Raw genomic sequence first — 12,427 nt, 5'->3', positions numbered from 1 at the left:
TTGATAACCCGTGGAACCGGAGGACCCCGACCTCGGCGCGCTCGTGCTGCGCGCCCAGCGGGGTGATGTCGATGCCTTCGACCGGATCTATCTGGACGTGCAGCCCCGGCTGCTGCGCTACCTGAGGACCCTGGTCGGGGACGAGGCCGAGGACGTGGCGTCCGAGGCCTGGCTGCAGATCGCTCGTGATCTTGGAAAGTTCTCCGGGGATTCCGCGGGATTCCGCGGCTGGACCGCGCGCATCGCCCGCAACCGCGCGATGGACCTCCTGCGGCGCAGGCAGCGCAGGCCGGTCGAGCCGGTGCCGCTGGAGCGGCTGGTGGACCTGGCGGGATGCGCCGACGGGACCGAGCAGCTCGTCCTGGACGAGCTGTCGACCGACGCGGCCGTGCGGCTCATCGCCACGCTGCCCCGCGACCAGGCCGAGGCGGTGGTGCTGCGCGTGCTCTTCGAACTCGACTCCGCGGGCGCCGGGCGGGTGCTGGGCAAACGGGCGGGGGCCGTGCGCACCGCCGCGTACCGGGGGCTGCGCAACCTGGCGAGGAGACTGGAGCGGATTTCCGGAGAGCCCGTGACGCGGCGGACCGCGGCGGCGCTAGAGGACACGACATGAACACAGAAGAGACGCGGGCGCTGGACCGGGTGCTGGCCGCCCTCACCGCTCCGGCGCATCCGGACGAGCTGGAAGGCAGGGACCGGGCGCTGGCCGCGTTCCGGGAGGCCGCGGCCGGCCCGTCCCCGGCGGCCCCGCGGCCTCCCGCGAGAAGGCGGCTTCCGACCGGAAGGCTGCCCCTGCGGATCGGTGTCGCGGCGCTGTGCGCGACGCTGCTGGGCGGTGGCGTGGCCATGGCCACCGGCGCCAGGCTCCCCCTGCCCGGCGTCGGCGAGGAGACCCGGTCGGCGGCGCCGGAGAAGGGCCCCCGGCTCGTGCCCAAGAAGGCGCCTTCCCCGGTGCCCGCGACCACCGCCCCCGCGGCGCGGCCCACCCCGTACGGCTCGCCGGCCCCCGGCTTCGCCGAGCTGTGCCGGCGGATCCTGCGGGAGAAGAAGGGGCGGCGCTGGCGTCCGGAACCGGCCGGGCCCCGCGGCGAGGTCTACGCCGCGCTGGTCCGGGCGGCGGGCGGGCCGGACCAGGTGTACGGCTACTGCCTCGCGCTGGGCCCCCGGGCCTCCGGACCCACCGCCCGGCCGGACGACAGGCCGAACGGCAGGCCGGAGGGCGGACCGAACGGACCGGAGGGCGGCCCGGACGGCGGGCCCCGCCCGGGCGAGGAGAGCGGCGACCGGGACGGCTGGGACCGCGGGGACGGCGACCGGCCGTCGGCGCGCCCCGGGCGCACCGACCGGCCCGGCGGTTCGAGCAGGCCCGGCAGGCCGGGCCGGCGTTAGGCGCTCTCCAGGACGGCGCGCCCGGCCAGGGCCAGCAGGGCGTCGCAGGCCTCCAGCAGCGCCGCGCGCAGCGGGGCCGCCTCCTCGGTGAAGCCCCGCTGGTGCGCGGCGTACTCGGCGCGGCCCTCGGCGGTCTCGACGCGGATGGGCTCGTAGCCCAGCGCGCCCAGGTCGTACGGGCTGGCCCGCATGTCGACGGCGCGGATGCGCCGCGCCAGCGCGAAGCAGTCGGCGACCAGCTCGCCGGGGACCAGCGGGGAGAGCTTGTACGCCCACTTGTAGAGGTCCATGTTGGCGTGCAGGCAGCCGGGCTGCTCCAGCTCCACCCGGTTCTCCCGGGAGGGGCTCAGCACGTTGAGCGGGCGGGCCGGCTCGGTGAAGAAGCGGAACGCGTCGAAGTGGCTGCACCGCACCCCGCGCTGGTCCAGCAGCGCCGCGACGTCCTCGGCGGGCAGCCGCAGCGGCCATGAGGCGTGGCGGATCCGCTCCGGCTCCAGCCGGTAGACCATGGCCCACTCGTGGAGGCCGAAGCAGCCCAGGTGCGCGGGGCGGGCGGCGATCGCCGCGAGCAGGTCGCGGATCCAGCGCACGGCGGCCAGGCGGCGGGGCAGCAGCGCCGCCGTGTCGAGCACCGCCCCCTCGGGGGTGTCGGCGTATCCGGCGCCCAGCTCCTCGGCGCGGGCGCCCGCCAGCACGGCCCCCGCGCCCGGGTGCCAGGCCATCAGCCTTCCCGGGCGGTGGCCGTAGTAGGTGAACAGGAAGTCGTCGACCGGATGGGAGCCTCCCTCGCGCCGCAGCGCGAGGTAGCCGCCGATCATCTCCTCCAGGCGGGTCCGGTGCGCGGCGGCCCGGGACCGCCATTCCTGCTCGTCGAGAACGGTCACCACCCCTGCATGGTAGGAACCGCGGGCCGCGGGGGCGAACCGGCGCCGGTCAGCCGCCCTGCCGGAAGGAGGCGAGCATGGCGTGCGCGACGTGGGAGTTCATCTTGATGAGGACGGCGGGCTGCCCGCCGGAGTCCACGTAGGGCGAGACGCTGCAGGTGTTGTGCACGCCTCGGCTGTGCAGCCACTCCTGCATGGAGCGCTGCAGCTCGCTGGCGAGCGTCACGGCCTGCTGGTCGCTTTCGCTGAGGTAACTCATCCTGGCCTTCCGAGGGGAGAAGAGCAGTCGGCGAAGCGGCAGGGAGCGCGCCGCGATCAAGCCTGACTCCAACTGTTTTCTGTGATTATCTTCCGAGCTGTCCGGAGTTCATGCAAGCGCAACTGATAAAACAGATACAAGTACAGATGCACGTGCAGCCACTGCGCGTGACGGGACATCACTCAGGGGAAGAGAAATATCCCGTCCTGTCCAGATTGAACATTGCGCTGAGTAATTCTCGACTTCTGCCGAATCCGCCGTGATCTTCGCCGCCGGCGCCCCCGGCCGGACGCCGCGGACGGCGAGTTCGACGTCCGGCCGTCAACGATTGACGAAAGATGCGAGACTGACGCGGACCGCCTGAACTCTCCCCCGGGAGGGACCATGTCGCCCGCACCGCCGTCCGCCCCGGCGGCACCCGCCCGCCCGGGATCCGCCGGCCCGCCGCGTCCCGCGGCCGCCCGCACCGGGCCGACCGCCCTGCGCCTGATGGTCGGCGCCCGGCTGCGGCGGATGCGGGAGGGCAGCGGCGTCAGCCGGGAGGCGGCGGCCGACGCGATCCGCGCCACCCACTCCAAGATCAGCCGGCTGGAGCTGGGCCGCAGCGGCTTCAAGCGGCGCGACCTGGTCGACCTGCTCAACCTCTACGGCGTCGCCGACCCCGCCGAGCGCCAGAGCCTGCTGGAGCTGGCCCGCCAGGCGGGCGAGCCGGGCTGGTGGCACCGGTACCAGGACGTCATGCCCGGCTGGCTGGAGCCCTACATCGGGCTGGAGCAGGCGGCGTCCGCCATCCGCGGCTACGAGGTGCAGTTCGTGCACGGCCTCCTGCAGACCGAGGACTACGCCCGCGCGGTGGCCTCCATCGGCGCGGTGGAGGTGCCCGGGGACGAGGTCGAGCGCCGGGTGGAGCTGCGCCTGGAGCGGCAGCGGCTGCTGACCGCCCCGGACCCGCCCCTGCTGCGGGCGGTGCTGGACGAGGCGGCGCTGCGCCGCCCCCTGGGCGGGCGCGCGGTCATGCGCGGCCAACTGGAGCACCTGCTGGAGCTGACCGAGAGGCCCTCGATCCACCTGCACGTGGTGCCGTTCCGCGTGGGCGCGCACCCGGCGGCCGGCGGCCCCTTCACCATCCTCAGCCTCCCGCAGCCCGACCTGCCGGACGTGGTCTACCTGGAGCAGCTCAACAGCGCCCAGTACCTGGACAAGCCGGAGGAGGTGCAGGGGTACCTGGCCACGATGGACCGGCTGCACCGGGTGGCCGAGAGCCCCGAGCGCACCCGGGAGACCCTGCGCGGGATCCTGCGCGGGCTGTGAGCCCGGGCGCCGTGTTTTCCCGGGAAGTACGGCCGCCGGGACGGGCCCGGAGTTAGGATCGGAGCGGTCCCCCCAGGGAGGTCGCATGACCCACACCGCCGAGCGCAACTCCGGCAACCTGCCCGCGGAGATCTCCAGCTTCGTCGGCCGCCACGGGGAACTCGACCGGCTCGCCGCCCTGCTCCACCGCTCCCGGCTGGTCACCGTCACCGGCACCGGCGGCGTCGGCAAGACCAGGACCGCGCTGCGCGCCGCCGAACGGGCCGGCGCCCGCTTCCCCGACGGGGTGTGGCTGGCCGACCTCTCCGGCCTGCAGGACCCCGACCTGCTGCCGCACACCGTCGCCCGCGTCCTGGGCGTGAGCGACCAGGGCACGCGCCGCCAGCCGGAGGTGCTCGCCGACTTCCTGGCCGAACGCTCCCTCCTGCTCGTCCTGGACACCTGCGAGCACCTGCTCGACGCCTGCGCGGAGCTGGTCGGGACGCTGCTGGCCGCCGCGCCCGGCCTGCGCGTCCTGACCACCGGCCGGCGCCCGCTCGGCATGCCCGGCGAGCAGGTCCTGGTGATCGAGCCGCTGCCCGTCCCGCCCGAGGCCGAGTACGCCCACGACGGCGCCGTGCTCCGGCAGGAGGCCGACGCCCTGCTGGAGCACGCCTCCGTCGCCCTGTTCGTCGACCGGGCGCGGGCGGTCGACCCCGCGTTCTCCTTCACCGGGGCCACCCCCGCCGCCGTCGCCCGGCTGTGCCGCCGCCTCGACGGCATCCCGCTCGCCATCGAGCTGGCCGCCGTCTGGCTGCGCACCCTCACCGCCGAGGAGCTCGCCGACCGGCTCGCCCGCCGGTTCTCCCTGCTGACCGGCGGCGACCGCGGCCTGGCCCGGCACGAGACGCTGCACGCGGCGATCGGCTGGAGCCACGAGCTGCTCAGCCCGCCCGAACGCCTGCTGTGGGCGCGCCTGTCGGTCTTCCCGCGCTGCTTCGACACCGAGTCCGCCGTCCGGGTGTGCGCCGACGAGCTGCTGCCGGCCTCCTGGATCCCCGGGCTGCTGGAGAGCCTGGTGGAGACCTCGATCCTGCTGCGCGTCGAGCACGGCGGCCCGTTCGGCGAGGGCGCCCGCCACCGGCTGCCGACGCCGGTCCGCGAGTACGGCGCCGGCTGGCTCGCCGAGCTCGGCGAGGTCGAGCACGTCCAGCGGCTGCACCGCGACCGCTTCCTGGAGCTGGTCCGGCGCTACGACGCCGAGTGGTACGGGCCCATGGAGGTCCTGTGGTGCGAGCGGATGCAGCAAGAGCTGCCCGGCATCCGCGCCGCGCTGGAGTTCTGCCTGGAGCGCCCCGCCGAGCACGCCGCCGGGCTGGAGATCTTCGGCGACCTCTTCCTGTTCTGGCTGCCGTGCGGGCACATCCGGGAGGGCCGCCTCTACGGCGAGCGGCTGCTGGCCGCCGACCCCGCGCCCGGCCCCGCCCTCACCAGGGCGCTGTGGGTCGCGGCCCGGCTCGCCACCGCCCAGGGCGACGTCGAGGCGGGCATGCGCTACCACGACGAGTGCCTGCGCCACGCCCGGCGGCAGGCCGACCCGTCGGCGATGGCCATGGCCGACTACGTCGCCGCCTCCGCCGCCATGATCCGCGGCGACTTCGCCGCCTCGGTGCGGCTGCTGGAGAGCGCCGCCGCGCGCTACGAGGGCAACGCCGAGTACGGCGACCTCATCACCACCTACTTCCTGCACGCCCTGGTGCTGGTGCTGGGCGGGGACATCGAGGCGGCGGTGGCGATGTCCGAGCGGTGCCGCTCGGCCGCCCTGCGGCACCTGGACGGCTGGGGGCTGTCCTCGGCCGACTACGTGCGGGCGCTGGCCGAGGTGCGCCGCGGCGCCACCGGCTCCGCCGTCGAGTACGCGCGCGCCGCACTGCGGTTCAAGGCGCGGCTGAACGACAGCCTCGGCTGCGCCCTGGCGGTGGACGTCCTGGCGCTGGCCGCGGCACTCGGCGGCGAGGCCGGGCGCGGGGCACGGCTGCTGGGCCTGGGCCAGAAGATCTGGCGCACGTTCGGGACCCCCTCGATCGGCTCCGCGGACCTGCGGCGCATCCGCGACCTGTGCGAGGAGCTGGCCCGGGGGACGCTCGGCGGACACGCCTACGAGCGGGAGTTCGCCGAGGGCCGCGCGCTGGACCTGGAGAGGGGTTTCGCCTACGCGATGGGTGAGGGCTTGTGACGACACGACCGGGACTCGACGATCTGATGCGCAGGCGGACGGCGCGGGAGCGCGGCTCCACCGACCCCACGCGCTGGCTGGCCGAGATGGCCGCGCCCTCGATGGTCGACTTCGCCCTGATGTACGTCTTGGACCGGGTGCTCACCGGCGCGCCCGGGGGCCACGAGGACGTGCTGCGGCTGCGGCGCACCGCGTGCGCCGGCCGCGACCCGGCGCTGACCGCCCTCTTCCCCGAGAAGGAGGAGGTCCGCTGGCGCCGCGACGCCCCCGCCCCGCGCGCGCTGCTGAAGGGCGAGGCGGTGCGCCTGGCGGTGGCGGACGGCCAGGGCGCCGCGCGCCTGGCCGCGGAGCTGGACGAGCCGCGGCTGGCCGAGGCCGCGCACACCCGCATGGTGCTGCTGCTGCCGCTGCTGGACGACGGCCGGCTGGTGGGCGCGGCGCTGCTGCTGTCGGCGGTGCCGCTGCCGGGGCACCGGCTGGAGGCGCTGGCCGAGTTCGCCCGCTGGACCGGCCAGGCGCTGGGCGCCGGACGGGAGCTGCGCGACAGGCTGGCGGTCGTCGCCGAACTGGAGCGCGCGGCCCTGCCCGCCGCCGAGACGCGCCGGCCCGGGCTCGAGGTGGCCGCCCGGCTGAAGGAGCCGCTCGACGGCCACTGGTGCACCGTGCTGGCCCTGCCCGCCGGGCGCACCGGCCTGGTCGTCGGGGACGCGGGCGGCCCGGGTCCGCACGCCGCCGCCCGACTGTTCCGGCTGCGCGCCCAGATCCAGGCGCTGGCCCTGACCGAGCCGCCGCCCGGCCGGATGCTGGACCTGCTGGACGCGGCGGTGCGCCAGGAGGACCACGGCCCCCGGGACCGGCCCGTCGGCTGCCTGTACGCGGTGTACGACCCGGCGACCGGCGAGGTCCAGCTCTCCTCGGCCGGCCGGATCACCTCGGTGCTGGTCCGCCCGGACGGCCACGCCGAGCTGCTCGACCCCTCCCCCGCGCCGCCCCTGGGCACCGGGCACCCCGCCTACCCCACCCGCTACCTCAGCCCCGAGCCCGGTTCCCTGATCCTGCTGGGCACCCGGGGCCTGACCCTCGTCGGCCACGACCTCCTGGGCGTCGTGCCGCCTGCGGCGGAGCCGCCCAAGCTGACCGAGACCGCGGAGTTCACCGGTGTCGGCGGCCTGTCGGGCCTGTGCGAACGGCTGCTGAAGGACGCCGGAGGGGGCGCGCTGGCGCTGCTGGCCGCCGGGCTGCCCGCGCCCGCCCACCGGCCCCCGCCGGGCTCCCCGCCCGCGGCGCCCGTCCGGCGGCCGGGCCGCGACGGCGAGTTCGTCGGGCGCACCACGGAGCTGCACGAGGTGCGGCGGCTGCTGGAGGACGCCCGCCTGGTGACGGTCACCGGCGGCCCCGGCATCGGCAAGTCGCGGCTGGCCGCCGAGAGCGCGGCCGCCCTGGTCCACGACTTCCCCGACGGGGTCGTCGGCGTCGACCTGTCCGCGGTGCGCTCGCCGGCCGGGGTGCCCCGCCCGGTGGAGGAGGCGCTGCGCGAGACCGTCGGCCTGTCGCTGGTGGAGCTCACCGTCCGGCGGCTGCTGCTGGTGCTCGACGGCTGCGACGGGCTGCTGGAGCCCTGCGCCCTGTTCGTGCGCTCCCTGCTGCGCGCGGCGCCGCGCCTGCGGGTGCTGGGCACCGGGCGCCAGCCGTTCGGCCTCACCGGCGAGCACGTCCTGCCGCTGTCCCCGCTGGGCCTGGACGCCGCGGTCCGGCTGTTCACCGCCCTGGCCTCCCCGCGTCCGGCCGGGGAGGACCCGGCGGACGTGCGGCGGCTGTGCGCGCGGCTCGACGCGGTACCCCTCATGGTGGAGCTCGCCGCCTGCAGCGCGCCCGCCGGGGCCGACGCCGCAGCGCTGGCCGGGCGGTTCGACGCCCTGGGGGACTTCGCCGGGTTCGGCGACGAGGCGGCGGCCGAGGCGGCCCGCGCCGCCGTCGAGCGCAGCCATGAGCTGTGCACCGACGCGGAGCGGCTGCTGTGGGCGCGCCTGGCGGTGTTCCAGGGCCGGTTCGACCTGCATGCGGTGGAGCAGGTGTGCGTCGACGAGCGGCTCCCGGTGGAGGAGACGCTGCGGGCGCTGTCGGCGCTGATCGACAAGTCCGTCGTCACCAGCGAGCTGGGGCGGCGGGGGCGCGGCTACCGGCTGCTGCACGGGGTGCGCGGCCACGGCGCGGAGCGGCTGGCCGCGCTGCCGGAGCACGCGACGCTTCCGGCGCGGCGCGACGCCTGGCTCGCCGAGGCCGCGGGGCACGACCTGTAGGCTCGAGCGTATGGATCTTGTGAATCCGCAGGTCGCCGAGTACGTGCTGGCCCACTGCACGCCCGCCGACGAGGTGCTGCGCGAGCTGGCGGTGGAGACCTCCGCGGCGCTGCCGGCCCGGGCGGGGATGCAGATCTCCCATGACCAGGGGACGCTGCTGACCCTGCTGGTGCGGCTCAGCGGAGCGCGGCGCGCCGTCGAGGTGGGCGTCTTCACCGGCTACTCCTCGATCTGCATCGCGCGCGGCCTGCCCTCCGACGGCGGGCTGCTCGCCCTGGACGTCAGCGAGGAGTGGACGGCGGTGGCGCGCCGCTACTGGGAGCGCGCCGGGGTCGCCGACCGCATCGACCTGCGGCTGGGCCCCGCCGCCGAGAGCCTGCGCGCCCTGCCGCGGGAGCCGCTGTTCGACTTCGGGTTCATCGACGCCGACAAGGGCGGCTACCCCGTCTACTACGAGGAGCTGCTGGCGCGCCTGCGCCCGGGCGGCCTGCTGGCGCTGGACAACGTGCTGCGCGGCGGCCGGGTGCTCGACCCCGGGGCACGGGGCGCGGAGGACCTGGCCGTCAAGGAGCTCAACGACCGGATCGCCGCGGACCCGCGGGTCACCTCGGTGATGCTCCCGCTGCGCGACGGCATCACCCTCGCGCGCAAGAACTGACGACGGCACGGCCCCGGTCCGCACGGCCCGAGGCGCGCCGCCCTCGCGCGGCCGGCCCGCCTCAGGCCGGCCGGACCTCCTTCACCAGGACGTGCACCCCTTCTCGGGGCCGCATGGCGGTGATGCTGCGGGGCGTCACGGGGGCGCCGTCGTGCACCAGGTCGGTGCGGGCCAGCAGGCGCGCCAGGGTGACCTTGATGCCGGTGAGGGCCAGGACCGAGCCGATGCAGCGGTGCTGGCCGCCGCCGAACGGCAGGAACGTGGCGGGGGTGGCCGGGCGGTGCAGGGGCGAGTCCGGGTCCCAGCGGTCGGGGCGGAACTCCCCCGGCTCGGGCCACAGCTCCGGCATCCGGTGCGTGACGTAGGGGCTGTAGAGGAGCATGGTCCCGGCGGGCACCCGGTACCTCTGGAACTCGAAGTCCTCGGCGACCCTGCGGGCGCTCATCACGACCGGCGGGCGGAGCCGGAGCACCTCGTCGACCACGTGGCCGAGGTAGGTGAAGGCCGGCAGGGACTCGGCGGTCGGCGGCGCGTCCCCCACCTCGGCGCGGGCGCGCTCCCACACGCCCTCGGTGGTGAGCATGAGGTGGACGGCCCAGCCGAGCGCGGCGCTGGTGGTCTCGTACCCGGCGGCCATGAGGCTGATCGCCTGGTCCTGCAGCTCGACGTCGGTGAGCCCGCCGCCGTCCTCGTCGCGGGAGTCCAGCAGCAGGCCCAGCACGTCGTGGCGGGGGGTGGGGTCCATGCGGCGGTCGGCGATCTCCCGCATGAGCCGGTCGAGCACGGTCGTGCGGGCCTGGAGGACCTTGCGCCAGAACGGGTTGGGCACCGAGCGCAGCGCGACGAGCTGGCTGTAGGGGCGGTCGATGCCGTCCAGGAGGGTCTGCAGCTCGCCGGCGAGGAGGTCCTCGTCGGCGGCGAGCCGGTCGCCGAACAGCAGCTGGACGGTGGTGCGGCGGGTGACCTCGCGCAGGACGGCGTAGACGTCGACGGTCTCCCCCGGCCGCCAGGTGTCGATGAGCGCGTCGGCGTTCTCGGCCATCCGCGCGATGTAGCCGTCGACCCTGCGGCGGTGGAAGGCCGGCTGCACCAGCCGCCTGCGGTGCTTGTGCGCCGCGCCGTCGGAGGCGATGAGCGCGGTCTCCCCGTTGACGGGGACGAGGACGTCGAAGGCCTCGCGGACGGTGAACAGGCCGGAGTTGGCGAAGAGGAAGGCGTTCGCCTCGGGGCCGAACATCAGCGCGTAGCGCACCGGTCCCCAGCCAAAACCGGCAATATTCCCAGAATCCGCCTGAACCCTACACAAACCCTCATAAGGGTCGCGCGCCAGCATCAACCCGAGGCGCACCAATGCGGAAAAGGAGGAAAGACCGGGAAGTTCACCTACACGAGGAACGTCTGATTCGTCGCTCACCGCGCCACTATGGCACGGTTAATTGAATTCTAGAGTATTTTCCTGATCACGACCGGGTCTCGGGCGTTCCGCCTGGCAGGCCCGCCGCTCCTCCAGCAGCCACGGTCCCAGCAGCGCGTCCGGATCGATCCCCACCGCGCGCAGCCGGCCGACCGCCGCGGGGACGCCCATCGGCCGCCGCTCCGCCGGCCCGGCCGCGGGCCGCCGCCGCGCGGCCAGCCTGCGCCCCGCCGCGAACACCGCGCTGACCGCCAGGAACGTCACCACGAAGAGCAGAGGCAGGATCACCAGGTCCGCCGGGGAGGACGTGCCGTCCGCGATCATTCGCCCCTCCCCTGCCGCGGCACCAGGGTGTGCGCGGTGACCGGGCCCCGCCCGGCGTCCCTGGTCAGCACCTCCTCCAGCGCGTCGCGCACCCCGGCCAGGCCCGTGACCAGGCGCTCGTGCGCCTGCGCCAGCTCGCCCACCCGGGAGGCGACCTCCCGCTCCAGGGTCTCGGCCACCTGGTCCTCCAGCTCCCGCGCCCGCCTGCGCGCCTCGGCGACCAGCCGCTCGGCCTCCGCCGCCGCCTCCCGCACCTTCTCCCGCGCCTCCTCGTCCATGCGGTCGGCCAGCTCCCTGGCGCTGAGCAGCGTCAGCTCCGCCTGCTCGACGGACTCCTCCCTGCGCTGCTCGGCGGACTCGCCCGCCAGCCGCAGCAGCCGGGCCACCGCGCTCTCCCCCGTCGGGGAGGAGCCGATCACCGTGACGTCGCCGGTGCCGCCGGAGCGCGTCCGCAGCTCCCGGCGCACCTCGTCGACGAACGCGTCCACCTCGCGGCGGGAGTATCCGAACAACCGGATCCCGAACTCGGGTTCTCGTACCTCGGCCATGGGGCGCAGATTATTGAGCGCGGTGGCGCCGCGGGCCGCGACTCGGACCCGGCGGGCGCAATCTTTGCCCAACAGGGGCGTCGGAGGGAGAAAGCACATAGGATTTTGGAACCATCCGATCCCTGACCGTCACTGGAATGATGCCGACCATCAGGCTTTACCAGGCAGTTCTGCGTGATCCTGGACCCACCCTGGGCAAACGGCTGCGCCGGGCCTTCAGCACCTGGCTGGCCGGCCAGGGCTTCCCGGAGATCCCGATCAGCCCCCACGTGGAGTACACCCGCCAGGAGCGGCGCGCCTGCCTCGAGGCGCGCCCCGGTTGCGGCCGCTTCGTCCTGGCGGACTCCCGGCTGCGCACCCGCGTGACGTACGCGCAGAGCACCGGGCGGATGACGGGCTGGGCGGTGGTCACCGTCGAGCAGCACGCCGGGGATCCGGTGGAGGCCTACGCGCCGGGCTTCGTGCCCGCCTACCTGGCCACCGAGCGCGTCACCGACGGGGCGGTCCAGCTCTTCGCCGCCGCCGAGGAGGCCGACGAGGACGGGGTGGTGCACCTGCTGGCGGAGCTGGCCAGGCCGCGCCGCCGGGTGCCGGTCGCGGTGGTGTCGGCCGACGCCAGGCACCCGCAGGCCGCGCGGACCAACGCCGCCTACCTGGCGGCGCGGGTGGCCGGGACGGCCCAGGTGGTGTGGCTGGCCGACCTGCGCGCCCAGGACAGGTTCAACGACGGCGTCGGCGAGGAGCTCGGCGTCTACGGCGGCGGGGTGCGCACCTATCTGGCGCCCTGGCGCCCCGGCGAGGAGAACTACCCCGACCGGCACCGGGTGATGGGCGGCCGGATGCTGCGCGACCGGGGCGAGGCCGCGCTGGACCTGGCCGCCGGCTACGTCATCGGCGAGACCGCGCCGCAGAAGCTCCCCGACGAGCTGCGCGAGCCCTACCGGCTGGTCGGCCGGATCCTGCAGGGCGAGCTGCCGCCGGAGGCGCTGCACGCCGGCGCGGCACGGCCGCGGCCCGCGCCGCCGCCCTTCGCCGACTCCGAGATCTACCGCAAGATGATGGCGCTGGCCACCGCCCGGACCGCCGAGACCGCCGAGCCGACGAGAGCCGCCGGGCCGGCCGGGG

At 75.4% G+C, this 12,427-nt stretch carries 12 protein-coding genes; 7 read left to right on the top strand and 5 right to left on the bottom strand.

What is annotated here, in order from left to right:
• Positions 1 to 10: 10 nt before the first annotated feature.
• Together ABD140_RS14410 and ABD140_RS14405 are read left to right on the top strand one after the other, a co-directional pair.
• A complete protein-coding gene (locus tag ABD140_RS14410) occupies positions 11 to 613 on the top strand; it encodes an RNA polymerase sigma factor (RefSeq protein ID WP_344240870.1) in 603 nt (200 codons plus the stop codon).
• The gene (locus ABD140_RS14405) at positions 610 to 1,389 is read left to right on the top strand and encodes a hypothetical protein (protein ID WP_344240868.1); all 780 of its coding nucleotides are present in this window, start codon (positions 610 to 612) and stop codon (positions 1,387 to 1,389) included. The genes ABD140_RS14410 and ABD140_RS14405 overlap by 4 nt, the downstream gene beginning before the upstream one ends.
• On the opposite strand, the gene ABD140_RS14400 is transcribed toward ABD140_RS14405, so the two are convergent.
• On the bottom strand, positions 1,386 to 2,273 hold the full coding sequence (locus tag ABD140_RS14400; RefSeq protein ID WP_344241227.1) for a 3-methyladenine DNA glycosylase: 888 nt from the start codon (positions 2,271 to 2,273) through the stop codon (positions 1,386 to 1,388). The two genes, ABD140_RS14405 and ABD140_RS14400, sit on opposite strands and share 4 nt — an antisense overlap.
• A gap of 49 nt (positions 2,274 to 2,322) precedes the next feature.
• Positions 2,323 to 2,532 (bottom strand): hypothetical protein, encoded by a 210-nt coding sequence (locus ABD140_RS14395; RefSeq protein ID WP_344240866.1) that lies wholly within the window; start codon positions 2,530 to 2,532, stop codon positions 2,323 to 2,325.
• Between the two features lie 384 nt (positions 2,533 to 2,916).
• Between ABD140_RS14395 and ABD140_RS14390 the strand changes: the two genes are divergently transcribed.
• The 4 genes from ABD140_RS14390 (at position 2,917) to ABD140_RS14375 (ending at position 9,016) form a co-directional block, all read left to right on the top strand.
• Entirely contained in the window at positions 2,917 to 3,843 is a 927-nt protein-coding gene (locus ABD140_RS14390) for a helix-turn-helix domain-containing protein (RefSeq protein ID WP_344240864.1), read from the top strand.
• 85 nt (positions 3,844 to 3,928) lie between these two features.
• Positions 3,929 to 6,058 (top strand): ATP-binding protein, encoded by a 2,130-nt coding sequence (locus tag ABD140_RS14385; RefSeq protein WP_344240862.1) that lies wholly within the window; start codon positions 3,929 to 3,931, stop codon positions 6,056 to 6,058.
• Entirely contained in the window at positions 6,055 to 8,358 is a 2,304-nt protein-coding gene (locus ABD140_RS14380; RefSeq protein WP_344240860.1) for a SpoIIE family protein phosphatase, read from the top strand. The genes ABD140_RS14385 and ABD140_RS14380 overlap by 4 nt, the downstream gene beginning before the upstream one ends.
• A 10-nt stretch (positions 8,359 to 8,368) precedes the next feature.
• Positions 8,369 to 9,016, top strand: coding sequence for an O-methyltransferase (locus tag ABD140_RS14375; RefSeq protein WP_344240858.1), 648 nt, complete (start codon positions 8,369 to 8,371; stop codon positions 9,014 to 9,016).
• Positions 9,017 to 9,077: 61 nt separating this feature from the next.
• Here the strand turns inward: ABD140_RS14375 and ABD140_RS14370 are convergent, their stop codons facing one another.
• The 3 genes from ABD140_RS14370 to ABD140_RS14360 form a co-directional block, all read right to left on the bottom strand.
• Positions 9,078 to 10,349: a cytochrome P450 gene (locus ABD140_RS14370; RefSeq protein WP_344241225.1), complete on the bottom strand. Its 1,272-nt coding sequence runs from the start codon at positions 10,347 to 10,349 to the stop codon at positions 9,078 to 9,080.
• 99 nt (positions 10,350 to 10,448) lie between these two features.
• A complete protein-coding gene (locus tag ABD140_RS14365; protein WP_344240856.1) occupies positions 10,449 to 10,754 on the bottom strand; it encodes a hypothetical protein in 306 nt (101 codons plus the stop codon).
• On the bottom strand, positions 10,751 to 11,302 hold the full coding sequence (locus ABD140_RS14360; protein WP_344240854.1) for a DivIVA domain-containing protein: 552 nt from the start codon (positions 11,300 to 11,302) through the stop codon (positions 10,751 to 10,753). Before ABD140_RS14360 ends, ABD140_RS14365 begins: the two co-directional genes overlap by 4 nt.
• A 137-nt stretch (positions 11,303 to 11,439) precedes the next feature.
• On the opposite strand from ABD140_RS14360, the gene ABD140_RS14355 reads away from it, so the two are divergent.
• Positions 11,440 to 12,427 (top strand): hypothetical protein (locus ABD140_RS14355; RefSeq protein ID WP_344240852.1); only part of this gene is annotated, 988 nt, incomplete at its 3' end.

The sequence above is a fragment of the Actinocorallia libanotica genome (genome assembly GCF_039525175.1).
Classification (GTDB): Bacteria; Actinomycetota; Actinomycetes; order Streptosporangiales; family Streptosporangiaceae; genus Actinocorallia; species Actinocorallia libanotica.
Note: the sequence above shows the minus strand (reverse complement) of the source record. Positions and strands in the feature narration are given on the sequence as shown.